At 31.2% G+C, this 22,039-nt stretch carries 28 protein-coding genes and 1 other RNA gene; 17 read left to right on the forward strand and 12 right to left on the reverse strand.

The window, feature by feature from the left end:
- The first annotated feature begins 122 nt into the window (after positions 1–122).
- From AC3WQX_RS01310 to AC3WQX_RS01360, 11 genes are all read left to right on the forward strand, one after another.
- Positions 123–1,313, forward strand: a complete 1,191-nt coding sequence (locus AC3WQX_RS01310; RefSeq protein WP_002433372.1) for a phosphoglycerate kinase — start codon at positions 123–125, stop codon at positions 1,311–1,313.
- A 169-nt stretch (positions 1,314–1,482) separates the two neighbouring features.
- Positions 1,483–2,244 carry a triose-phosphate isomerase gene (gene tpiA / locus AC3WQX_RS01315; RefSeq protein WP_023350645.1) on the forward strand — a complete coding sequence of 254 codons (762 nt, stop codon included), beginning with the start codon at positions 1,483–1,485 and terminating at the stop codon, positions 2,242–2,244.
- Positions 2,245–2,246: 2 nt separating this feature from the next.
- A complete protein-coding gene (gene gpmI / locus AC3WQX_RS01320; protein WP_023350644.1) occupies positions 2,247–3,764 on the forward strand; it encodes a 2,3-bisphosphoglycerate-independent phosphoglycerate mutase in 1,518 nt (505 codons plus the stop codon).
- A gap of 135 nt (positions 3,765–3,899) precedes the next feature.
- A complete protein-coding gene (eno, locus tag AC3WQX_RS01325; RefSeq protein WP_002432982.1) occupies positions 3,900–5,204 on the forward strand; it encodes a surface-displayed alpha-enolase in 1,305 nt (434 codons plus the stop codon).
- 198 nt (positions 5,205–5,402) lie between these two features.
- On the forward strand, positions 5,403–5,861 hold the full coding sequence (locus AC3WQX_RS01330; RefSeq protein WP_087671636.1) for a hypothetical protein: 459 nt from the start codon (positions 5,403–5,405) through the stop codon (positions 5,859–5,861).
- Between the two features lie 68 nt (positions 5,862–5,929).
- On the forward strand, positions 5,930–6,163 hold the full coding sequence (gene secG, locus AC3WQX_RS01335) for a preprotein translocase subunit SecG (RefSeq protein WP_002433475.1): 234 nt from the start codon (positions 5,930–5,932) through the stop codon (positions 6,161–6,163).
- A gap of 315 nt (positions 6,164–6,478) precedes the next feature.
- Positions 6,479–7,219 carry an alpha/beta hydrolase gene (locus AC3WQX_RS01340; RefSeq protein ID WP_023350643.1) on the forward strand — a complete coding sequence of 247 codons (741 nt, stop codon included), beginning with the start codon at positions 6,479–6,481 and terminating at the stop codon, positions 7,217–7,219.
- A 30-nt stretch (positions 7,220–7,249) separates the two neighbouring features.
- Positions 7,250–9,628, forward strand: a complete 2,379-nt coding sequence (rnr, locus tag AC3WQX_RS01345) for a ribonuclease R (protein WP_492739717.1) — start codon at positions 7,250–7,252, stop codon at positions 9,626–9,628.
- A gap of 24 nt (positions 9,629–9,652) precedes the next feature.
- The gene (gene smpB / locus AC3WQX_RS01350) at positions 9,653–10,123 is read left to right on the forward strand and encodes an SsrA-binding protein SmpB (RefSeq protein WP_002433363.1); all 471 of its coding nucleotides are present in this window, start codon (positions 9,653–9,655) and stop codon (positions 10,121–10,123) included.
- Positions 10,124–10,242: 119 nt separating this feature from the next.
- Positions 10,243–10,604, forward strand: a transfer-messenger RNA (tmRNA) gene (gene ssrA / locus AC3WQX_RS01355).
- Positions 10,605–10,695: 91 nt separating this feature from the next.
- Complete coding sequence (locus AC3WQX_RS01360; RefSeq protein WP_023350641.1) at positions 10,696–11,127, forward strand: GNAT family N-acetyltransferase; 432 nt, start codon at positions 10,696–10,698, stop codon at positions 11,125–11,127.
- 121 nt (positions 11,128–11,248) lie between these two features.
- On the opposite strand, the gene AC3WQX_RS01365 is transcribed toward AC3WQX_RS01360, so the two are convergent.
- Together AC3WQX_RS01365 and AC3WQX_RS01370 are read right to left on the reverse strand one after the other, a co-directional pair.
- On the reverse strand, positions 11,249–11,809 hold the full coding sequence (locus AC3WQX_RS01365; RefSeq protein ID WP_023350640.1) for a hypothetical protein: 561 nt from the start codon (positions 11,807–11,809) through the stop codon (positions 11,249–11,251).
- Between the two features lie 152 nt (positions 11,810–11,961).
- Positions 11,962–12,030 carry an epsilon family phenol-soluble modulin gene (locus AC3WQX_RS01370; protein ID WP_095658921.1) on the reverse strand — a complete coding sequence of 23 codons (69 nt, stop codon included), beginning with the start codon at positions 12,028–12,030 and terminating at the stop codon, positions 11,962–11,964.
- A gap of 785 nt (positions 12,031–12,815) precedes the next feature.
- On the opposite strand from AC3WQX_RS01370, the gene AC3WQX_RS01375 reads away from it, so the two are divergent.
- Both AC3WQX_RS01375 and AC3WQX_RS01380 read left to right on the forward strand, forming a co-directional pair.
- Complete coding sequence (locus AC3WQX_RS01375) at positions 12,816–13,016, forward strand: cold-shock protein (RefSeq protein WP_002433447.1); 201 nt, start codon at positions 12,816–12,818, stop codon at positions 13,014–13,016.
- 124 nt (positions 13,017–13,140) lie between these two features.
- Positions 13,141–13,875: an SGNH/GDSL hydrolase family protein gene (locus AC3WQX_RS01380; protein WP_049307381.1), complete on the forward strand. Its 735-nt coding sequence runs from the start codon at positions 13,141–13,143 to the stop codon at positions 13,873–13,875.
- 308 nt (positions 13,876–14,183) lie between these two features.
- Here the strand turns inward: AC3WQX_RS01380 and AC3WQX_RS01385 are convergent, their stop codons facing one another.
- The 3 genes from AC3WQX_RS01385 to AC3WQX_RS01395 form a co-directional block, all read right to left on the reverse strand.
- Positions 14,184–14,408, reverse strand: coding sequence for a hypothetical protein (locus AC3WQX_RS01385; protein ID WP_002433282.1), 225 nt, complete (start codon positions 14,406–14,408; stop codon positions 14,184–14,186).
- A gap of 23 nt (positions 14,409–14,431) precedes the next feature.
- Positions 14,432–14,716, reverse strand: a complete 285-nt coding sequence (locus tag AC3WQX_RS01390) for a hypothetical protein (protein ID WP_023350638.1) — start codon at positions 14,714–14,716, stop codon at positions 14,432–14,434.
- Positions 14,717–14,835: 119 nt separating this feature from the next.
- Entirely contained in the window at positions 14,836–15,582 is a 747-nt protein-coding gene (locus tag AC3WQX_RS01395; RefSeq protein ID WP_492739719.1) for a poly-gamma-glutamate hydrolase family protein, read from the reverse strand.
- Positions 15,583–15,762: 180 nt separating this feature from the next.
- On the opposite strand from AC3WQX_RS01395, the gene AC3WQX_RS01400 reads away from it, so the two are divergent.
- Together AC3WQX_RS01400 and AC3WQX_RS01405 are read left to right on the forward strand one after the other, a co-directional pair.
- Positions 15,763–16,368 (forward strand): GNAT family N-acetyltransferase, encoded by a 606-nt coding sequence (locus AC3WQX_RS01400; RefSeq protein WP_023350636.1) that lies wholly within the window; start codon positions 15,763–15,765, stop codon positions 16,366–16,368.
- 133 nt (positions 16,369–16,501) lie between these two features.
- Positions 16,502–16,735: a hypothetical protein gene (locus AC3WQX_RS01405; protein WP_002433190.1), complete on the forward strand. Its 234-nt coding sequence runs from the start codon at positions 16,502–16,504 to the stop codon at positions 16,733–16,735.
- A 62-nt stretch (positions 16,736–16,797) separates the two neighbouring features.
- Here AC3WQX_RS01405 and lnsA read toward each other — a convergent pair whose 3' ends face one another.
- From lnsA to tsaA, 3 genes are all read right to left on the reverse strand, one after another.
- Positions 16,798–17,382 carry a lipoprotein N-acylation protein LnsA gene (gene lnsA, locus AC3WQX_RS01410; protein WP_023350635.1) on the reverse strand — a complete coding sequence of 195 codons (585 nt, stop codon included), beginning with the start codon at positions 17,380–17,382 and terminating at the stop codon, positions 16,798–16,800.
- 191 nt (positions 17,383–17,573) lie between these two features.
- Complete coding sequence (gene tsaT, locus AC3WQX_RS01415; protein ID WP_002433387.1) at positions 17,574–17,759, reverse strand: type II toxin-antitoxin system toxin TsaT; 186 nt, start codon at positions 17,757–17,759, stop codon at positions 17,574–17,576.
- A gap of 32 nt (positions 17,760–17,791) precedes the next feature.
- On the reverse strand, positions 17,792–18,049 hold the full coding sequence (tsaA, locus tag AC3WQX_RS01420) for a type II toxin-antitoxin system antitoxin TsaA (RefSeq protein ID WP_023350634.1): 258 nt from the start codon (positions 18,047–18,049) through the stop codon (positions 17,792–17,794).
- 438 nt (positions 18,050–18,487) lie between these two features.
- Here tsaA and AC3WQX_RS01425 point away from each other — a divergent pair, with 438 nt between their 5' ends.
- Complete coding sequence (locus tag AC3WQX_RS01425) at positions 18,488–18,691, forward strand: sterile alpha motif-like domain-containing protein (RefSeq protein WP_002432976.1); 204 nt, start codon at positions 18,488–18,490, stop codon at positions 18,689–18,691.
- On the opposite strand, the gene AC3WQX_RS01430 is transcribed toward AC3WQX_RS01425, so the two are convergent.
- A complete protein-coding gene (locus AC3WQX_RS01430; protein ID WP_002433110.1) occupies positions 18,683–18,919 on the reverse strand; it encodes a hypothetical protein in 237 nt (78 codons plus the stop codon). The genes AC3WQX_RS01425 and AC3WQX_RS01430 overlap by 9 nt on opposite strands.
- A 211-nt stretch (positions 18,920–19,130) precedes the next feature.
- On the opposite strand from AC3WQX_RS01430, the gene AC3WQX_RS01435 reads away from it, so the two are divergent.
- On the forward strand, positions 19,131–19,715 hold the full coding sequence (locus AC3WQX_RS01435; RefSeq protein WP_023350633.1) for a histidine phosphatase family protein: 585 nt from the start codon (positions 19,131–19,133) through the stop codon (positions 19,713–19,715).
- Between the two features lie 55 nt (positions 19,716–19,770).
- On the opposite strand, the gene AC3WQX_RS01440 is transcribed toward AC3WQX_RS01435, so the two are convergent.
- The 3 genes from AC3WQX_RS01440 to AC3WQX_RS01450 all read right to left on the reverse strand — a co-directional run bounded on the left by AC3WQX_RS01440 (position 19,771) and on the right by AC3WQX_RS01450 (position 21,906).
- Positions 19,771–20,388 (reverse strand): LysE/ArgO family amino acid transporter, encoded by a 618-nt coding sequence (locus AC3WQX_RS01440; protein ID WP_023350632.1) that lies wholly within the window; start codon positions 20,386–20,388, stop codon positions 19,771–19,773.
- Positions 20,389–20,568: 180 nt separating this feature from the next.
- Positions 20,569–21,075 carry a GNAT family N-acetyltransferase gene (locus AC3WQX_RS01445; RefSeq protein WP_002433370.1) on the reverse strand — a complete coding sequence of 169 codons (507 nt, stop codon included), beginning with the start codon at positions 21,073–21,075 and terminating at the stop codon, positions 20,569–20,571.
- 408 nt (positions 21,076–21,483) lie between these two features.
- Positions 21,484–21,906, reverse strand: coding sequence for an organic hydroperoxide resistance protein (locus AC3WQX_RS01450; protein ID WP_023350631.1), 423 nt, complete (start codon positions 21,904–21,906; stop codon positions 21,484–21,486).
- Positions 21,907–22,039 lie beyond the last annotated feature (133 nt).

Below are 22,039 nucleotides of genomic sequence, written 5' to 3' on the forward strand. Positions count from 1 at the left end.
TAATTTGATTAGTGCTCTGTACTGTTTAATTAGATATATAAGCTTATGAGTAAGCGGGGAGCACAAACGCTTCTCCGCTTATTTTTATATAAAGTTTTCCTATTTAAAGGAGGAAATTAATAATGGCTAAAAAAATCGTTTCAGATTTAGATTTAAAAGGTAAAGTAGTTCTCGAACGTGCAGACTTTAATGTTCCGTTGAAAGATGGAGAAATCACTAATGATAACCGCATTGTTCAAGCGTTGCCAACGATTAAATACATTATTGAACAAGGTGGTAAATTAGTATTATTCTCTCACTTAGGTAAAGTGAAAGAAGAAAGTGATAAAGAAGGTTTATCTTTAAAACCAGTAGCAGATGATTTATCTAAAAAATTAGGTAAGGAAGTTACTTTCGTACCTGAAACACGTGGAGAAAAACTTGAAACTGCTATCAAAAATTTAAATGAAGGCGATGTATTATTAGTTGAGAATACTCGTTTTGAAGATATTGATGGTAAGAAAGAATCTAAAAATGATCCTGAATTAGGCAAATATTGGGCATCATTAGGTGATGTATTCGTTAACGATGCATTTGGTACAGCTCACCGTGAACACGCATCTAACGTAGGTATTTCTACTCATTTAGAAACAGCAGCTGGTTATTTAATGGAAAAAGAAATTAAATTTATTGGTGGAGTTGTTAACGACCCACACAAACCAGTTGTAGCTATCCTAGGTGGTGCCAAAGTTTCAGATAAAATTAATGTCATCAAAAACTTAGTTAATATCGCTGATAAAATTTTAATTGGTGGCGGTATGGCTTATACATTTATGAAAGCGCAAGGTAAAGAAATTGGTCTTTCGTTATTAGAAGAAGACAAAATTGACTTCGCTAAAGATTTATTAGAAAACAATGGCGATCAAATTGTCTTACCAGTAGATTGTAAAGTAGCTAAAGAATTCTCTAATGACGCGAAAATCACTGAAGTTTCAATTGATGATATCCCAGCTGATCAAGAAGCAATGGATATAGGTCCTAAAACTGTTGAACTATTTAATAAAGAATTACAAGGTGCACATACAGTAGTATGGAATGGACCTATGGGTGTATTTGAATTTAGTAACTTTGCAAAAGGTACTATCGGTGTATGTGAATCAATCGCTAACTTAAAAGATGCTACTACTATTATCGGTGGCGGTGATTCTGCAGCAGCAGCTATCTCACTAGGTTTCGAAGATGACTTTACTCATATTTCTACTGGTGGCGGTGCATCATTAGAATATTTAGAAGGAAAAGAATTACCAGGTATTAAAGCAATTAACGATAAATAATTGAATGAACCTCGCTTGGTTAAGGCGTAAGTTTTTAAATTTAATGATATGGGAAAAGGATGAATGAAAGCTTATATATGCTTTCTTTATCTGACTCATATGTCATCATTAAAATTTATTATTTTACAAATTTTTAAATTTAACACTAAATTATTAAGGAGTGTAATGAATGAGAACACCAATTATAGCCGGAAACTGGAAAATGAATAAAACAGTTCAAGAAGCTAAAGATTTCATAAATGAATTACCAACATTACCTGATCCTAAAGAAGTAGAATCAGTAATTTGTGCACCAACAATCCAATTAGATGCTTTAGTAACTGCTGTTAAAGAAGGTAAAGCACAAGGATTAAAAATCGGTGCTCAAAACGCATACTTCGAAGACAGTGGCGCATACACTGGTGAAACATCACCTGTAGCTTTAGCTGACTTAGGTGTTAAATATGTCGTGATTGGTCACTCAGAACGTCGTGATTATTTCCACGAAACTGATGAAGAAGTAAATAAAAAGGCTCACGCAATCTTTAATCATGGTATGACACCAATTATTTGTGTTGGTGAATCAGATGAAGAACGTGAAGCAGGTAAAGCAAATGAAGTAGTAGGTAATCAAGTTAAAAAAGCTGTTGAAGGCTTATCTGAAGATCAACTTAAAGAAGTAGTTATTGCTTATGAACCAATTTGGGCAATCGGCACTGGTAAATCTTCTACTTCAGAAGATGCTAATGAAATGTGCGCGCACGTTCGTAAAACATTAGCTGACTTATCAAGCCAAGATGTTGCTGAAGCAACACGTATTCAATATGGTGGTAGTGTTAAACCAAATAATATTAAAGAATATATGGCTCAATCAGATATTGATGGTGCATTAGTAGGTGGCGCATCATTAAAAGTTGAAGATTTCGTACAATTATTGGAAGGTGCAAAATAATTATGGCTAAAAAACCAACTGCCTTAATCATTTTAGATGGTTTTGCAAATCGTGAAAGTGAACATGGTAACGCTGTAAAATTAGCAAACAAGCCTAATTTTGATCGCTATTATGATAAATACCCAACTACACAAATTGAAGCGAGTGGTTTGGATGTAGGTCTTCCAGAAGGACAAATGGGTAACTCGGAAGTAGGTCACATGAATATTGGTGCAGGTCGTATTGTTTATCAAAGTTTAACTCGTATTAATAAATCTATCGAAGATGGGGATTTCTTTGAAAACGATGTATTAAATAACGCAGTTAAACATGTAAAAGATAATAATTCAGCACTACATGTATTTGGTCTATTATCTGATGGCGGTGTTCACAGTCACTATAAACATTTATTTGCAATCTTAGAATTAGCTAAAAAACAAGGTGTAGATAAAGTTTATGTTCATGCTTTCTTAGATGGACGTGACGTAGATCAAAAATCTGCACTAAAATATATTGAAGAAACTGAAGCTAAATTCAAAGAATTAGGCGTTGGCCAATTCGCTTCAGTATCAGGACGTTATTATGCGATGGATCGCGATAAACGTTGGGATCGTGAACAAAAAGCTTATAATGCTATCCGTAACTTCGAAGGTCCAACTTATGCTTCAGCCAAAGAAGGTGTGGAAGCTAATTACAACAATGGTGTAACTGACGAATTCGTTGAACCATTTATCATTGATAATCAAAATAATGGTGTCAATGATGGTGACGCAGTTGTATTCTATAACTTCCGTCCTGATAGAGCAGCTCAACTTTCAGAAATTTTCACTAATCAAGCATTTGATGGTTTCGAAGTTGAACAAGTTAAAGATTTATTCTATGCAACATTCACTAAATATAACGATGATGTAGACGCTGAAATCGTTTTTGAAAAAGTTGATTTACACAATACAATCGGGGAAGTTGCACAAAATAATAACTTAAAACAACTACGTATTGCTGAAACTGAAAAGTATCCACATGTAACTTACTTTATGAGCGGTGGTCGTAACGATGAATTCGAAGGAGAGCGTCGTAGATTAATCGATTCTCCTAAAGTTGCGACATATGATTTAAAACCAGAAATGAGTGCTTATGAAGTTAAAGATGCTCTTTTAGAGGAATTAGATAAAGGCGATTTAGATTTAATTCTATTAAACTTTGCTAATCCTGACATGGTAGGACATAGTGGTATGCTTGAACCTACAATTAAGGCGATTGAAGCTGTAGATGAATGTCTAGGCGAAGTTGTTGATAAGATCCTTGAAATGGACGGTCATGCTATCATCACTGCTGACCATGGTAACTCTGATCAAGTGTTAACAGATGATGATGAACCAATGACTACGCACACTACAAATCCAGTTCCAGTAATTGTAACTAAAGAAGGAGTAACTTTACGTGAAACAGGACGTTTAGGAGATTTAGCTCCTACACTATTAGACTTGTTAAATGTAGAACAACCTTCTGATATGACTGGTGAATCATTAATTAATCACTAATACAGAATTTAGATGTTAAATTAAGGGAGGAAATTTAGTACTCTCGCATTTTACAACCTTGCTAATAAATTATTTTAATAAAATTATAAATAGGGCTATAATAGCTTTATAATATATTTAAAGGAGATATTAAACATGCCAATTATTACAGATGTTTACGCTCGCGAAGTCTTAGACTCACGTGGTAATCCAACAGTTGAAGTTGAAGTACTTACTGAAAGTGGTGCTTTCGGTCGTGCATTAGTACCATCAGGTGCTTCTACTGGTGAACACGAAGCAGTTGAATTACGTGATGGAGACAAATCACGTTATTTAGGAAAAGGTGTTACTAAAGCAGTAGAAAACGTTAATGAAATCATCGCACCAGAAATTGTTGAAGGTGAATTTTCAGTATTAGATCAAGTATCTATCGACAAAATGATGATTCAATTAGACGGTACAAATAATAAAGGTAAATTAGGCGCTAATGCTATTTTAGGTGTTTCAATCGCAGTAGCACGTGCAGCAGCTGACTTATTAGGTCAACCTTTATATAAATATTTAGGTGGATTCAATGGTAAACAATTACCAGTTCCAATGATGAACATCGTTAACGGTGGTTCACACTCTGATGCACCAATCGCTTTCCAAGAGTTTATGATTTTACCAGTTGGTGCTGAATCATTTAAAGAATCATTACGTTGGGGTGCTGAAATCTTCCACAACTTAAAATCTATCCTTAGTGAACGCGGTTTAGAAACTGCAGTTGGTGACGAAGGTGGATTCGCTCCTAAATTTGAAGGTACTGAAGATGCTGTTGAAACAATCATCAAAGCTATCGAAAAAGCTGGTTATAAACCAGGTGAAGATGTATTCTTAGGATTTGACTGTGCTTCTTCTGAATTCTATGAAAATGGTGTATATGATTACACTAAATTCGAAGGTGAACACGGTGCTAAACGTAGCGCAGCAGAACAAGTTGACTACTTAGAAGAATTAATTGGTAAATATCCAATCATCACTATCGAGGATGGTATGGATGAAAACGATTGGGAAGGTTGGAAGCAATTAACTGATCGTATCGGTGATAAAGTACAATTAGTAGGTGACGATTTATTCGTTACAAATACAGAAATCTTATCAAGAGGTATTGACCAAGGTATTGGTAACTCTATCTTAATTAAAGTTAACCAAATCGGTACTTTAACTGAAACATTTGAAGCAATTGAAATGGCTCAAAAAGCTGGTTACACAGCTGTAGTTTCACACCGTTCAGGTGAAACTGAAGATACTACTATTGCTGACATTGCAGTTGCTACTAACGCAGGTCAAATTAAAACTGGTTCATTATCAAGAACTGACCGTATTGCTAAGTATAATCAATTACTACGTATTGAAGATGAATTATACGAAACAGCTAAATTTGATGGAATTAAATCTTTCTACAATTTAGACAAATAATATCTCTAATATTAAATAAATGAGTTCACGCTTTAATCTTTAGGTTTCACGCCCTAAAGAACTTATAGACCCGTTACAGAGTTGAGGCTGTAATGGGTCTTTTTAATACTTTTATTACATCGTATCTCGTTTAATTTAACCCATTAAACTGATATAATAGTTAAAGTAATTTTAAAAAGGAGTACCATTATGGAAGATATAACAGATTCAAATGTTAGAGAAAAAAGATCTGGCCGCTTAATAGCAATGAGTTCTTTATTATTTTGTATTTTATTAATCATTCATCATTTTGTAGTTTTAGATGAAACAACCGCTAAATCATTGCTATCTTTAGCTGGTCAAAAGACTTCTGACACTGCAGTACATAATATTCTAAATAGTGATAGATATACAGGCGTAATGTACATTCTTGCATACTTAGCAGGAGTCGTGGCACTTTGGAATCGCCATCCGTATTTATGGTGGTTTATGTTTGCTGTATATGTTTCTAATGCATTATTCACACTTGTTAATTTATACATGTTTGTTCAAGCCATTTTGGATGTTAAAAATGTTGTCGCAGTTTTACCTATACTCATTGTTGTAATTGGCTCTATTATTTTAGCGATTTATATGTTAGTTGTTTCGATAGCTAGAAAAAGTACTTTTAATAGATAGAAGTTTGATAACTCTATTAGAGATGTGTTATAATTCGTCTCGTATATAATGAACGGAGGACAATTTTTATGCATACATTAATCATCGTTTTATTAATTATAGATTGTATTGCATTAGTGACTGTTGTATTACTCCAAGAAGGTAAAAGTAATGGACTTTCAGGTGCTATTAGTGGTGGCGCGGAACAGTTATTTGGTAAACAAAAACAACGTGGCGTCGATTTATTCTTGCATAGATTAACAATTATTTTAGCTATTATTTTCTTCGTACTTATGTTCTGTATCAGTTACTTAGGTATGTAAGCCATAAGATAATGTATTAATGAAGTTAATGAATCTTAACCAAGTCTGATAGAAGATGTGATTAACAAGAACTATAATAACTCACATATACTATCAGCCTGAGTCCGACGATATACTTGTCGGGCTTTTTTATTTTATAATGTGTTATAATGATGTTTTTAATACCTATATATAAGGGAATAGTTCAAAGACGCTTAATAAGCATTATTGAAGTTCTTTTTATAATGAAAAATTATGCTAATAGTAACCTGAAAGCAGACAAGATTAAATATAAAGAAATGAGTTCTCAATAAAAAAGGGAGAGGGATTCTAACCATGCAAATTAAACTACCAAGACCATTCTTTTTTGAAGAAGGAAAACGAGCTGTGTTATTATTACACGGTTTCACTGGCAACTCAGCTGATGTGAGACAATTAGGTCGTTATCTTCAGAAACAGGGTTATACATCTTATGCACCTCAATATGAAGGGCATGCAGCACCGCCGGAGGAAATTCTAAAATCTAGCCCATATGTATGGTTTAAGGATGTTTTAGATGGTTATGACTACCTGGTTGAACAAGGCTATGATGAAATAGCAGTAGCAGGTTTATCACTAGGTGGGGTCTTCGCATTGAAATTAAGCTTAAATCGTGATGTGAAGGGTATTATAACGATGTGTGCTCCTATGGATGGCAAGACGGAAGACACTATTTATGATGGATTCCTTGATTATGCTCGTAATTTTAAAAAATATGAAGGCAAAGATCAGGAAACGATTGATAAAGAAATGAAAGACTTCCATCCTACTGAGACGCTTAAAGAACTTAGTGAAACTTTACTTCGTGGTAAAGAACAAGTAGACGAGGTTATTGAGCCTATTCTTGTTATACAAGCAGAACAAGATAAAATGATTGATCCTCAATCAGCAAATTATATATATGAACATGTTGATTCCGATGAAAAGGATATTAAATGGTATCATGAATCAGGACATGTAATTACAATTGATAAAGAAAAAGAACAAGTTTTTGAAGATGTATATCAATTTTTAGAATCATTAGATTGGACAGAATAATTAATTTAAAAGTAAGAAAGGAGGGGCATAATGAATTTAAAGCAATCCATCGAAGAAATAATTAAACAACCTGACTATGAACCCATGTCAGTGTCAGATTTTCAAGATGCGTTAGGTTTAAATAGTGCCGACTCATTTAGAGATTTAATTAAGGTGCTCGTTGAACTAGAACAAACGGGTTTAATCGAACGAACTAAGACAGATAGATATCAAAGAAAAGAATCAAGTAAGTCCAATTCTAAATTAATCAAAGGAACTTTAAGTCAGAATAAAAAAGGATTCGCTTTTCTTCGACCAGAAGATGATGAAATGGAAGATGTCTTCATTCCTCCAACTAAAATTAATCGAGCGCTAGATGGCGATACAGTAATTGTAGAACTTCAAAAATCTAGAGGAGAACATAAAGGTAAAGTTGAAGGTGAAGTTAAATCAATTGAGAAACATTCTGTAACTCAAGTGGTAGGAACATATAGTGAAGCAAAACATTTCGGTTTTGTTATTCCAGATGATAAACGAATTATGCAAGATATCTTCATTCCTAAAGGTCAAAGTTTAGGTGCTGTAGATGGACATAAAGTACTCGTGCAGATTACTAAATATGCTGATGGTACAGACAACCCAGAAGGTCATATTTCAGCAATACTAGGTCATAAAAATGATCCAGGTGTAGATATTTTATCTATCATTTACCAACATGGGATAGAAATTGAGTTTCCAGATAACGTGCTTAAAGAAGCGGAAGATGTTCCTGAAGAAATTGAACCATCTGAAATTGAAGGTCGTCGTGATTTAAGAAATGATTTAACAATAACTATAGATGGTGCAGATGCTAAAGACTTGGATGATGCCATAGCAGTTAAGAAATTAAAGAATGGTAATACTGAATTGACTGTAAGTATCGCAGATGTAAGTTACTATGTGAAGGAAGATTCATCTTTAGATAAGGAAGCATATGATAGAGCGACAAGCGTTTATTTAGTAGACCGAGTGATTCCAATGATTCCTCATCGTTTAAGTAATGGTATATGTTCATTGAATCCGGAAGTCGACCGCTTAACGTTAAGTTGTCGTATGGAAATTAATGCACGTGGCGAAGTCGTTAATCATGAAATATTTGATAGCGTGATTCATTCTAATTATCGTATGACTTATGATGCTGTAAATAAAATTATTACAGATCAAGATCCTCAAGTGCGTGCACAATATAAAGATTTGACGCCGATGCTTGATTTAGCGCAAGATTTATCTAATCGTTTAATCCAAATGCGACGTCGTCGTGGTGAAATTGACTTTGATATTAATGAAGCTAAAGTGCTAGTAAATGAAGAAGGTATTCCTACAGATGTTCAAATGCGTGAACGTGGTGAAGGTGAACGTTTAATTGAATCATTCATGCTAGCTGCTAATGAAACAGTGGCAGAGCATTTCAATAAAATGGAAGTACCATTTATTTATCGAGTTCATGAGCAACCTAAGTCAGATCGCTTAAGACAATTCTTCGACTTTATTACTAATTTCGGTATTATGATTAAAGGTACTGGTGAAGATATTCATCCTACAACTTTACAAAACATTCAAGAAGAAGTTGAAGGTCGACCAGAGCAAATGGTTATTTCAACAATGATGTTGCGTTCAATGCAACAAGCGCATTATGACGATGTAAACCTTGGACACTTCGGCTTATCTGCCGAGTATTATACGCACTTTACATCTCCAATCCGTCGTTATCCTGATTTAACGGTGCATAGATTAATTCGCAGATATTTAATAGAGAACTCTATGGATAAAAAGGAATTACGACATTGGGAAGATACGTTGCCAGAACTTGCTGAACACACGTCTCAACGCGAGCGTCGTGCTATAGAGGCAGAACGTGATACAGATGAATTGAAGAAAGCAGAATATATGATTCAACATATTGGCGATGAATTTGAAGGTATCATTAGTTCAGTTGCTAACTTTGGTATGTTTATTGAATTGCCTAATACAATTGAAGGTATGGTTCATATTGCTAATATGACTGATGATTACTATAATTTTGATGAACGCCAAATGGCTCTTATAGGTGAACGCCAAGCGAAGGTGTTCCGCATTGGTGATGAAGTGAAAGTCAAAGTCACTCATGTTGATGTAGACGAACGCATGATTGATTTTCAAATTGTGGGTATGCCTTTACCTAAAAATGATAAATCCCAACGTCCAGCACGTGGTAAAACAATTCAAGCAAAAACACGTGGTAAGTCATTAGATAAGTCAAAAGATGACAATAATGGCAAAGGCAATAAAAAGAAACGCAAGCAACGTAAAGGTAAGAATGTACGTAAAAAAGATAAACAAGGTAAAACAAATCATAAACCATTCTATAAAGATAAAAGCGTGAAAAAGAAATCACGCCGTAAGAAAAAATAGTCATCAAAGATGAGGTGAGTATGAATGGCTAAGAAAAAAACTAAATCACCAGGTACTTTAGCGGAGAATCGTAAAGCAAGACATGATTATAACATTGAAGATACGGTTGAAGCGGGTATTGCACTGCAAGGTACCGAAATCAAGTCTATACGACGTGGAAGTGCGAACTTGAAAGATAGTTATGCTCAAGTTAAACGTGGTGAAATGTATTTAAATAATATGCATATTGCTCCATATGAAGAAGGTAATAGATTTAATCATGATCCTTTACGTTCTCGTAAATTATTATTGCATAAGCGTGAAATTATTAAATTAGGAGAACGTACACGAGAAATTGGCTATTCTCTAATCCCATTAAAACTTTATTTAAAGCATGGACAATGTAAAGTTTTATTAGGCGTTGCACGAGGTAAGAAAATTCACGATAAACGTCAAGCTTTAAAAGATAAAGCGATGAAACGTGATGTCGATCGTGCGATAAAAGCCCGTTATTAAGCATGCGTATTGCTTAAACGGGTGCCATTTGGTATGATTAATGATGTTGCTATTTAAATGAATGACGCATATTGTCATACCAAATTGTTTGTATTATTATTTGTCATTAATATTATTTCGGGGGCGTTTTTGGATTCGACAGGGGTCCCTCGAGCACACTAAGCGTGTCGGAGGGTTGTCTCCGACATCAACACATTTCAGTAAATATAACTGACAAATCAAACAATAATTTCGCAGTAGCTGCGTAATAGCACACTGCATCGCCTAACAGCATCTCCTACGTGCTGTTAACGCGATTCAACCCTAGTAGGATATGCTAAACACTGCCGTTTGAAGTCTGTTTAGAAGAATACTAATCAAACTAGCATAATACTGGTTGTCTGTTGCTTACTATTATGCGAAATGAATCAATAGACTACACACGTAGAAAGGTGTGTATCAGGACCTCTGGACGCGGGTTCGAATCCCGCCGTCTCCATATGATTGAAACCCGCAGCCTATATGGTTGTGGGTTTTGTTTTTATACGTATTATTTTAATTAACTGTATTTTTAAAAGATTAGGGGAATTCATATGTCATTAACTAGAAGAAAAATTGAGAAAAAAGATTATCATAAGGTATTAGATATTTGGGAGAAGTCTGTAAATAGCACTCATGATTTTTTAAAAGAAAAAGATAGATTAGAGTTAAAAACTGAAATACCGAATTATTTAAATGATGTTGAAGCTTATTTTTGGTGTGATGACGATGAAATTATTGGATTTTCAGGTACAAATGACCAAAACCTAGAAATGTTGTTCATAGATCCTAAGTATTTTAGAAAGGGCTATGGAACTCAAATACTTCAAACTCTAATTCGTGAAGACCAAGTAAGATATGTAGAAGTTAATAAAGAGAATTATAACGCGGTTAAGTTCTATCAAAAGAATGGTTTTGAAAAATATAAAGAATCTCTAAAAGATCAACAAGGAAGAGATTATCCTATATATTATCTTAAGTTATAATTAAGTGATGCTTAAGTTCAATATAAATATTGAATGTGAATATTAAACGGAAAGTTTGATTTATTTGTAAAAAAGTCATGGATGCTAAGTAAAGGTATAGCATTCATGACTTTTTGTGATTCTAAAATCCTCTTTGGGTATTAGTATTTGTTTGTCCTTGTGAGTTATTCATGCCTTGGCTATTATTTGCAGATTGGTTGTTGCCAGTTGAATATTGTTGTTGATTATTCTGTGATGGTTGTTGTCTTTGGGAATTATTTTGTTGTGTATTGTTAGTTTGATTTTGTTGTTGGTTTTGTGAATTAGCTTGATTGTTATAAGAATTTTGGTTATTGCCGTTAGTATTGTTAGCGTTATTAGCATTATTATTTTGAGGTTGAGTTGAAGTATTGTTTGCTTGTGATGCGCTATTAGATGATTGTTGATTAGTTTGTTTATTTTTAGGTTTTGAATCCTTACTTTTTGAACTTTTATCTTTGCTTTTCTTACCTAATTTACTGTCTTTAATGTTATCTTTAGCGTTATTAACTTTTTTATCACCTTTTGAATCTTTTTTATCCGACTTTTTAGATTCCGTTTTTGAACTGTTTTTATCTGAATCTTTTTTATCTGAATAATCACTATGACTACATGCACTTAGCACTAAAAAGCTTGATAATAATACGGCAAAAAATTTCTTCATTAAATTTCACTCCTAAAATAATGATTTTATTGTGATAATTTTTCTTTACCCAAAATCGTTAAATCTAATTTAAAATTAATGTAAAATTTTAAAAGAGTTATTTGTATATGAAATAAAAAAGCCCCTCTATTGAAAGAGGGGAAGATAATTAATTATTTTTTGTTACCAAATAAACCTTTGAAGAATTCGATTGCTTTTTTGATTAAGTTAACGATGAACATTTGACTCACCTCCTATGTATTTGTTAGCTGTAGTATATTATTATTAGAGTAATTTTTGTTAATTATTTCAAAAGTAGTAAAAAATTATTCATAAATGTAGTTTTTTAGTATATATTTAATAACTTTGAATTCTTTTCTGTTAATTCTAAAAATTAATAACAAATTTATTCAATATTTATTATAATAATACTAGGGTTTTATTATATAAAAAAAGTACCCTTCAATAAAGAAGGGCACCACTACTACTCAAAAATATTATTTACCAAATACGTCTTTAAAGAATTGAATTCCTTTTTTTAATAAATCAAAGATGAACATTTATAAGCCCCTCCAATTAATTGATTATGTGTATATCATATAGCAAGTATTGGAGATTTTGGTGGTTAATGCGCAAATAATTATATATGGTTCTTTTGTGTGAAAAAATTAAAAATTGAGATAATTTTGAATTCCTAACTGTATAATTTTATTTAATTTCTACTTTAGCTACTTATTTTTGTGCAATTTAAAAAGTCACATTAACTATAACTTTATCTTTGTGATAATCATTTTATTTAATAGTTATGGTATATGTGATGATAAATAGTTATCTTTAAAAATTTGAAATATAAATTAATTTAAGAAATTCCTGGAAAAGACTTTACTTATTTCAAAATAAGCGTATAGTGAATGTTAAGTAATAAAGAACGTGAAGTTGATTGTGGAATTATTTTTATAGAATATTCTCTTTTAATTAATGGATTTGTTACAAATATTTAGTGCAACAGCACATGGAGGTATTCTATATGAATAACGGTACAGTTAAATGGTTTAATTCAGAAAAAGGCTTTGGATTCATCGAAAGAGAAAATGGCGGGGACGTATTCGTTCATTTCTCAGCAATCGTAGAAGACGGTTATAAGTCTTTAGAAGAAGGTCAAAACGTTGAATTCGACATTGTTGAAGGAGAACGTGGTGAACAAGCAGCGAACGTTGTTAAAATGTAATTAAAAGTTTTAAAGCCCTCTTAGGAGGGCTTTTTTATTTGTAAGATGGTATCCTTAATCTAATAAAATGCTAAAATATATAAACCAGTAAATTTTCAATATAAATAAGTATAAGGAGAAATACATGCATAAAGCAAAAATGATATTGAATGAAGTACCAACGATGTTGAAGTCATTGAAGAACATTTTCAATATTATCAATGGGAATAAAGATTACTATAATCCAAAAATTGATATGAAAAAAGAAGATGATAATCTTAATGGGAAAAAAATTATCTTTTTAGGGTCTTCTATAACTTATGGTGCGGCTTCGAAAGGAATCTCTTTTGTTGAATATCTCACAACAGAATATGAAGTAAAAGGAATCAAAGAGGCTAAATCAGGCACAACATTAGCTGGGAAAAATGTAAATAGTTATTTAAATCGACTCAGAAAGTTAAATTTTGTGAATACTAAAATTGATGCTGTTGTAATACAGTTATCTACGAATGATGCAAGATTTGGTTATGAAATTGGTGAAATGAGTCAGTCTTTTGACCTTGAAAGTTTTGATACTGAGACGACATTAGGTGCGATTGAATATATTATTAAGTATGTTCATACTAAATGGCATTGTCCAATCATCTTTTATACCTGTATTAGAGAAAATGATCTAACTTATAAGCAGTTAGTTAATCATCTTTATCCACTTAAAACAAAATGGGATATACATATTATTGATATTTTTAATAATGATGAAATTAATAAATTAGCTAAAAGTGATAAAGAAATGATGGTAGATGATTCACATCCAACCAAAAAAGGTTACCGTTATTTATATACACCTATTTTAGTAAAACAATTAGATGAGATATTATAAAAAAGCTGCATATCGCAGCTTTTCTAATTTCTTATTTATATAGGCCCAAAGTGATATCCTTTTTGAATTATTTAGTCTTCATTATAAAAAAATCGCCTGTACAGCGCTTTAATAATGACGAAAATTAAAGTCTGTACGGCGACAACAAGAAGTAATGTTAAACACTCACAGAGTGCAACACATATAGAGTACCATAAAACTATATTTATGGCTATTTTATTAGTTTGACAATAATAAAATAATTATTAAAGTTCTGTTAACATAAATTGATAATTCATTAAATATAGAATTATCGCAATTTTTAAAGATTACGTATTGTTGTTATCAAATATACAAATTTCTTCTTGTTCTAGGCTTACTGAAACATATAAATGACTGTCATAAATATTTACATCATTTTCATTAGATAAGTTAATTTCAGCAAGTATTTTAAATGCACCATTATCTAATGGTTCTACAATTGATAATTCACCCTCATTTTTTTGAATTAAAAATTTGCGATTTGAATGATTATCAATTTTCCAATTATCCATTAAAAATCACCTTACTAAAAATACTAACCAAAGCTTTTTTCAATTTCTGTAAAAGCTTTGGTAGTTAATTTAATATTATAAATCGTTTGATCTTTAATATCACCTTCAAGATAGCCCTCTTCTATAAGTACTTTACAGTTATGAATAAAATCTTCATATTCACGGTCACAGAAATAATCATCTTGAGTAGTTATAGAATCTTTGAAGTCGTTAGATTGTTCTTCAGATAATCCTTCATTTGAACGTTCCATATATAATTTATAAAACTTTGCGACTGTATATTTTTGTTCTTTAGTTAATTCGTCCATAAATTAATCCCTCCACACAAAATACATATCACTTTATACCCTAGATACGTACTTGTAGAAACGCTGAAAAGAATGATTTTTAATAAAAATTTTATGTGTAGGTAGAAGGTCATTTGAGTTTATTTTGCTTTTTTTATACCTTTTTCTACAGCGTTCGCAAACTTATAAAAATCTCTTGTATATTTTTTAGGATTACCTCGCGTTGTTTTGTCTAATTTATGATGTTTGAAAAATTCCTCGCGCTGTGCAGTGGTCAATTCGAGTTGTACTCCTGAATCTGTATCATTTTTATTTACAAAATTATCATCAGATTGCGCATTAATTTCTTTCGGACTCTCTTTAACGGTAAAATCTTTCTTACGTAATGCCTTCGCAATCGCTTTTGCCATTTTAGTATCTTTTCCACCTATATACACGATATGGTCATCTCCAGAAGAACCATGAATTGAAATTGTCTCATTTGATTTTTCTAACATATTAATTAATTTCGGTTCATCGTAATTCGTTGAAGTCACGTGAAGTTGATCATTATTATGTTTACGTAAACCTTCAAAAGAATAAAAGTTATATTTACCTACGTTCGATACACGTCTTGCAAGTTCTGTTGTACCTGGTTCTATTCCACCACCGTGAATGGCTGTAAGTAAAATATTATTATCCTTTCTATGTTTCGTCACAATTCTCCAATCCTTGTTTTTAGTGGTATTCTTTTTTAATTCTTCAAAATCACTATAGCGATCGCTTGAAGGTTTAGAAGCTGATTTTCTAGTGTTATAGAAAATCAAAACCACTACTATGATAGTGATGACAATTAACGCTATAGCTAAATAATAAAGTATTGAATATAGACTGCCTTTATTGCTCATTATATCTCCTTTGTTTTCAATAATTTAACTCATAAATGATAACAATGATTTTATTAAATAAACAAGTATTTCATCTTTTATTTTCTATATAAAAATAATTGAACTTACTTTAATAGGGTAAACAATTATTGTTAATTCAATGTATTTTTTATTTTAAAAATAATTTACGAAGGTGATAAAGTGGAGGACATTCAGATTAAAAGTGCTCAATCAAGTGATAAGGAAGGAGGAAGATTAACTCATTTAGCCATTGATGAAATGGCACAAGTTATTTTAGGAGAGACATCGAATGAACGATTAAATAAACAGTTACAGCAATTATGGCAAAAGAAGGGTAACCGATTTAGTCATGATATTTCTTATGTAGCAAAAGAAGAGGGACAAGTTTTAGGTGCTATAACTTGTACCTCATTAGTCAAATTAGAAAAATCAATGTTTCAAACTGTGCTTGAAATCATCAAAATAAAAAAATTGAAATCATTAAAAATTATTTTATCCAATTTCAAAAAGATATATTCTCTAATTACAATGGATGAAGGAGAGAAAGATGAATTTCATGTGAGTATGCTTGCAACTCTCCCGAAAGCCAGAGGTAAGGGCGTTGGTACGAAATTATTAAAATTTGCTGAACGTCTTGCTATCAATGATGGTTTTGACAAAATTTCATTAACAGTAGTTCAAGATAATAAGAAAGCTCTAAGCGTCTATAAAAAATTCGGTTTTTCGATTGTAGGAGAAATCAATCAATCGCCATTTTATTTATTTAAGATGAGAAAGAATCTTTAGTGAAAGTTCTAAGTGATATCCAAACTAAAGCGATATTTTCTAAAAATATTATGAATTAATTAAATAATTAGATTGTTTTCACACTCCCTTAACAATAATGTGCTATTTTATAATAAAGGGATGTGATGTTGTTATGGATAAAGAATTATTAAGAAGATATTTGAATGATGATAGTTTTAAAGCAGTCGCGGTGGTCGTTGGAAATAAGAAAATCGTATTGGAGAATGATATTCACGTCGATTATGAAAATGAGATTATCATCTATCCGCTTAAGAATTGCACACGAATTATCCCATTTAGCTCTATTTCTTATTTAGACCTTTTAGATAGAAATGAGCAATTCGTTAACTATTTTAAAGAAGTTTAATTTTATAAAAACCCTCCTTAAACAATAGGTTATTCATTTACCTTAACTATTGTCTGGAGGGTTTAATTTTTAATATTTTTAACTAACTTTAAACGATAGTCATGTGTAAAATTATCTTTTAATGCATATGGTGAAATGATGTATAATCCATGATCACTTACAGCATTTTTATCTACACCGTATTTGTAAGCTTGATAAATTATTTTAGTGCAATAAGTGAATTTTTGACTTTTCAAATTTAGCGTAACGAGATATCGGCTATCACTATTTTCGTAATTACGTTTTACCCAATTTGCTGCTTTTTGACCAGCATCTGGTTTTACACTACGATACACTTTTATCCAATCGTCTTTTCCAGTACCGAAACGCCGTTGATATGATTCAAATGATTCAGTTATAGGTTGATCACCAGGGCCTTCAATTTGAAGCACAGTATCTTCATCTATGGCTATACTTGAATGGCCGAAGAACCCGAATAATACAGGACCTTTAGTAATGATAATGTCGCCCGGTTTAAGTTTAAAATCTTTAGTGTCTATGCTTTCATAAGATTCTTTATCTTTATTGAAGACGTTTATTGAAAATAAAATTAAAAGTACTATAACCAAAGTTATAAATAGAATGGTAAGTTTATATTTAGTTTTCATTTATAGTGAAAACTCCTTCATTAAATATACTAAATTAATTATTATATTAAATGACTCTATATGTAAAATAAACTTCATTTTCAAAAATAAAAAAGCTAAGTCAAAAATAATGACTTAGCTAAAATCAATATTAGCGTGAGCTAACTGAACTCAAAGGTGAATTGTAATTAATATCGCTCTACTAAAAAAGGTTACAACCCGAAAATGAGTGTGTATATAAGCATAGCAAATCCAAAAATCAAGAATATTACAGTAAATCCTAAATAAGATTCTTTTCTTTCTTCTTTCTTAGTCTTAAGCATAATTGTTAAAATAATAGCTCCAGCGACAATAAATATAATTGCTAGCCATAACAATATTTGAAAATGCAAACTCACAATGATTCCCTCCTTATCTCAGTGTTACTTAATTACAAGAAGTCGTAAAAAATAGGATAAATATAGTAAAGTGCTAATACAATATTTATGAAAAATATAATTTCGCTTAGCAAATCAGTGTAAATAATAGCTATTATTAGACTAGTGAATAAAGCGACGCCACAAATACATAATCCTGGTATCAACCATAATTGATTATCAACATTTGCGTTATAAGTTATAAGCACATTAAAGGCTATAAATAATATGGTCAATAAAATATTAATCACATTTATACTAAATATTTTCATAGGTGGCCACCTCATTAGACACGTATAGCATAAAGTCTTTTACATACTATAATATCATTAATTACTCACAGGTAAATCAATTACTTTTAATTATATACAATTTACATTTTAATTTACTCATACTCATAAGATATTGTAAAACAAATGAATTAGAAAGTTTACTAAATTTGTAAATGATGAAGTATTTTGTGAGAGTTTTGGACTCATTTAGGTCATGAAAAGTTAATTGTATTTAAGAGTAAATGATTACTAAATAAGAAACCAATAAAGATTATGAAATATTTTAAATGTAATTATATGTGATGAATTTTAAAAGAGCATAATAAAAAAAGTGCAAAAGTAAAATTTTGCACATAGACAATCTCGAGTAATTTGGTATGATAAAGAGTAATACTATATAACTTAGCTATTAATAAGTGGAAAAGGGGTTGAGGTGGAATGACTTTTTATGATTTTATTTTAGGTTTTATAAATGATGATACACCTTTAGGTAGTTTAGCAAATTATATTTTAGATGATATTCATTTTCCCCGTGAAGAAAAAAACAATAAAGCCATTCGTGCATACGTGCTTGATCACTATAGAGACCATCAGTTAATTGAAAGTACGAATAGAGCAATTAGTTTATATAAATTAATTTGAGTAATACCAATTATGAGTATTAAGCGCTTCCCATACATCTTTAGTCTTGAAATTAACTTCGTTATTTCTTATAGAAAAAGGTTCAATAAGATCTTTGTCTAACCATGCATTAATCAATTCTTTTGGAACGCCATCTAATAACATATCAGTTTTACTAATAATAAAACATTCCCAGTCTAACGAAACTGAATTAGGATTTACATAATTGCATTGATTATGACTATCCATAATAGACACTCCTTTAGTAAATGTAAATCTGATGTTAAGTTATACCCATACTCACAAATTTAAAACAATTTAATATGCAGATAAGCAAATTTGTATATTATTAGAAGTCGTTTACATCTCATTTTCATAGTGATTAAATGAATATTGAAATAGAAATTGCATAGAATGCTAAATAGTAAAAGTAAGTCATTGTAGTGAAGAGGTGTTTATTATGACTAAAACATTATATTTAATGAGACATGGTCAAACAGTTTTTAATTTAAAAGGAAGAATTCAAGGTGCGAGTGATTCGCCATTAACAACATTAGGGGTTAGGCAGGCTCAGTCTGCTAAAGGTTATTTTGAAAAGCATCATATTACATTTGATACAATAGTATCGTCATCACAAGAACGTGCCTGTGAAACTCTTGAAAATGCAGTGCCTAACCAAAATTATAAAAGATTAAAAGGTATTAAAGAATGGGGTTTTGGTTTATTTGAAGGAGAGAGTATTGAGTTATTAAAGGCAATTAAAAAGCCTGAGAATTTATATGGTGATTATGTAGTACCCTTTGGTGGTGAATCAAAATCTGAGGTTGAATCCAGAGTTTATGAAACACTTGAGGATGTCGTCGCTAATCAAACTAATCAAACAGCTTTGGCAGTAAGCCATGGTAGTACGATCGGTTTATTTATTAGAAAGGTGTTAGGTAATCAAGAGGGTAGTACTTATGATATCGGTAATTGTCATATCTTAAAATTTGAATATGATGATAATCAATTTAAATTCATTGAAATCATTGATCCTACAAACTAAAAATAATAAGCTCAAGCCCTTAAATAGCTATATTATGGGCTTGAGCTTATTTGTACTAAAAAAGAAGTTGACACAATTTTTTAATGATTAAAATTGCAACAGCTATAATGATAATGCAAGATAACTTGTTTATCACAACTAATAATTTACCTGATTTATCGATTCTTCCCACTGATTTACCTAATAAAGCTAAGAAGATAAACCAAATCCATGAAACAAATATACATGTTAAAGTAAAAGCGAATTTGTTATTTCTTTCGTAAGCGGACGCACTTGTACCTATAACGCCAATAGTATCCATAATTGCATGTGGATTTAACAAAGAGACAGATAAAGCAAAACTTATTTGTTTTGTTGTAGATAGTCCACCTTCTTGTTTAATAGGATCAGGCGTTTCATTCCAAAGTGTCCATGCCATATAAAGCAGAAAAATAAGTCCAATAATGTAGATCACTATTTGTAAAAGAGGTAGTGACATTAATACTAAAGAAACACCGATAACTGCTAAGCTAATTAGTATAGAATCACATATTCCTGCTGTAATAACTGCTGGGAAGGCTTTAATTAGCTTAGATTGATTTGCTCCTTGATTAAAAACGAAAACATTTTGTGCGCCTAAGGGTAAGATTAACCCTATAGCTAAGAGAAAACCGTGTATTACTGCTTCGCTCATAAAAGGGATCACCAGCCTTTAAAGATTGAAAATTCTGATAATTTAAGCTGATTATAACTTTTAAAAATAATAATGTCTAACACTTATGTATATTTATAAAAACTAAATCATAGCGGAAACATACGCCCGCAGATAGGGTATCTTCCATACCCCATTTACGCATGTTTTAAATAAACTTTCTTAAGAATTCGATGGAATGTCAGAAGTATAGTAAATGAGCCAATTCTCATCTAAATATTCATCCCCAATTTTACTAGCATTTTTTTCAAAGGCTAAATTTTCAAACCCGAGAGAACTGAAAAATATTTTAGCGCTTATGTTATTTGAAGCGATTGTGGTCATCAACATTTCAATACCTTGCGTTTTAGCGAATTCAATTATGTGATTAATGAGCTCTCTATTAATAATTTCATCATTATCTTTAACAAAATTATTCTCTAAAACGGCTTTATGACGCTTTCCAACAAATTTTATTTGCTTTAACGTACATGTTGCAACAAGATGATTGTTATCAAATGCGCCGAAAACGTTTAAATACTTTGTTTCTTCCGAGAGAATAGAGTTTAGACATTCTTCAGTAACATGTTCTAAATAATATTGATCCCAAGCATAATTATGATAGCCGTTTGACATTAATTCTTTATAAGATTCTAAATCATCAGTATTTAATACACGGATATTTTTCATGTTGACCTCCAGGTTCAAAGAAAATAAAAACATATTTAATATCTTTAGACTAAGATACTTATCAAATACATAATAAAAGAATTATTAAAAATACGCAATAATCGTTTTATATTAACAAAAAGCATTTGTGATAATTTAATTATGTGGAAATTCAAATTATAAAAATATTATTTTGAAATTTCATCTATATCCATATCTTAAAAGGGTTTAACTACATACTATTTTATCAGATATTGTAATCATACAATTATGTTTACTAAATCTTAATAAAAAATTTTAATAAACTTAAGTTTGAAAATTTCTGTTAGAAATGTACTGTTTAGAAAGAAAAAAGCTACCAACACTTCTTGTACAAAGGTTGGTAGCTATAAGCAACACTTAGATATTTAATTGAAATGACTAAAATGTTTAGTCAATAACTTCTACATTTAGATTTACATCAATGTTACCGCGAGTTGCTTTTGAATATGGACAAAACTCATGTGCATCTTGTAAATATTTTTCAGCATCTTCTTGAGATAAAACATTTTTAACTTTTGCATCAATATCTACACTCAATTTAGGACTCTCAGCATTTGGATCGTCCTCTAAACGTACTGTTAGAGTAACTTCTGGTTCAGCATCACGTACTTTGTTTTGTTTTAAAATAAGATCAAAAGCACCATTAAAGCATGAAGCGTAACCTGCTGCAAATAATTGTTCAGGATTTGTAGCATTTCCATCAGCTTGTTGTGGTGGTAATACATCAACATTTATTGCGTTATCGTCAGTGTGCACATGTCCTTTACGTCCACCAACGTTTGTAGCTTTAGTTTCATATTGAACTGCCATTATTATTACCTCCTAAATCTTTATATATTTTTACCATACCCAGTGCTAGATTTTTTAAATCATGATTAAATTCTTTAAATAAAAATCAATCTCCCAATCATCATTTGTAAGTTGTGAATAAATTAATATAAAA

Source organism: Staphylococcus sp. FW104-15G4D (assembly GCF_058790135.1).

Bases quoted from the DNA above. Each gene is read 5' to 3' on its own strand.
- AC3WQX_RS01310 (WP_002433372.1), top strand. From the start codon at position 123: ATGGCTAAAAAAATCGTTTCAGATTTAGATTTAAAAGGTAAAGTAGTT.
- tpiA (WP_023350645.1), top strand. From the start codon at position 1,483: ATGAGAACACCAATTATAGCCGGAAACTGGAAAATGAATAAAACAGTT.
- gpmI (WP_023350644.1), top strand. From the start codon at position 2,247: ATGGCTAAAAAACCAACTGCCTTAATCATTTTAGATGGTTTTGCAAAT.
- eno (WP_002432982.1), top strand. From the start codon at position 3,900: ATGCCAATTATTACAGATGTTTACGCTCGCGAAGTCTTAGACTCACGT.
- secG (WP_002433475.1), top strand. From the start codon at position 5,930: ATGCATACATTAATCATCGTTTTATTAATTATAGATTGTATTGCATTA.
- AC3WQX_RS01340 (WP_023350643.1), top strand. From the start codon at position 6,479: ATGCAAATTAAACTACCAAGACCATTCTTTTTTGAAGAAGGAAAACGA.
- rnr (WP_492739717.1), top strand. From the start codon at position 7,250: ATGAATTTAAAGCAATCCATCGAAGAAATAATTAAACAACCTGACTAT.
- smpB (WP_002433363.1), top strand. From the start codon at position 9,653: ATGGCTAAGAAAAAAACTAAATCACCAGGTACTTTAGCGGAGAATCGT.
- AC3WQX_RS01360 (WP_023350641.1), top strand. From the start codon at position 10,696: ATGTCATTAACTAGAAGAAAAATTGAGAAAAAAGATTATCATAAGGTA.
- AC3WQX_RS01365 (WP_023350640.1), bottom strand. From the start codon at position 11,809: ATGAAGAAATTTTTTGCCGTATTATTATCAAGCTTTTTAGTGCTAAGT.
- AC3WQX_RS01375 (WP_002433447.1), top strand. From the start codon at position 12,816: ATGAATAACGGTACAGTTAAATGGTTTAATTCAGAAAAAGGCTTTGGA.
- AC3WQX_RS01380 (WP_049307381.1), top strand. From the start codon at position 13,141: ATGCATAAAGCAAAAATGATATTGAATGAAGTACCAACGATGTTGAAG.
- AC3WQX_RS01385 (WP_002433282.1), bottom strand. From the start codon at position 14,408: ATGGATAATTGGAAAATTGATAATCATTCAAATCGCAAATTTTTAATT.
- AC3WQX_RS01390 (WP_023350638.1), bottom strand. From the start codon at position 14,716: ATGGACGAATTAACTAAAGAACAAAAATATACAGTCGCAAAGTTTTAT.
- AC3WQX_RS01395 (WP_492739719.1), bottom strand. From the start codon at position 15,582: ATGAGCAATAAAGGCAGTCTATATTCAATACTTTATTATTTAGCTATA.
- AC3WQX_RS01405 (WP_002433190.1), top strand. From the start codon at position 16,502: ATGGATAAAGAATTATTAAGAAGATATTTGAATGATGATAGTTTTAAA.
- lnsA (WP_023350635.1), bottom strand. From the start codon at position 17,382: ATGAAAACTAAATATAAACTTACCATTCTATTTATAACTTTGGTTATA.
- tsaA (WP_023350634.1), bottom strand. From the start codon at position 18,049: ATGAAAATATTTAGTATAAATGTGATTAATATTTTATTGACCATATTA.
- AC3WQX_RS01425 (WP_002432976.1), top strand. From the start codon at position 18,488: ATGACTTTTTATGATTTTATTTTAGGTTTTATAAATGATGATACACCT.
- AC3WQX_RS01430 (WP_002433110.1), bottom strand. From the start codon at position 18,919: ATGGATAGTCATAATCAATGCAATTATGTAAATCCTAATTCAGTTTCG.
- AC3WQX_RS01435 (WP_023350633.1), top strand. From the start codon at position 19,131: ATGACTAAAACATTATATTTAATGAGACATGGTCAAACAGTTTTTAAT.
- AC3WQX_RS01440 (WP_023350632.1), bottom strand. From the start codon at position 20,388: ATGAGCGAAGCAGTAATACACGGTTTTCTCTTAGCTATAGGGTTAATC.
- AC3WQX_RS01445 (WP_002433370.1), bottom strand. From the start codon at position 21,075: ATGAAAAATATCCGTGTATTAAATACTGATGATTTAGAATCTTATAAA.
- AC3WQX_RS01450 (WP_023350631.1), bottom strand. From the start codon at position 21,906: ATGGCAGTTCAATATGAAACTAAAGCTACAAACGTTGGTGGACGTAAA.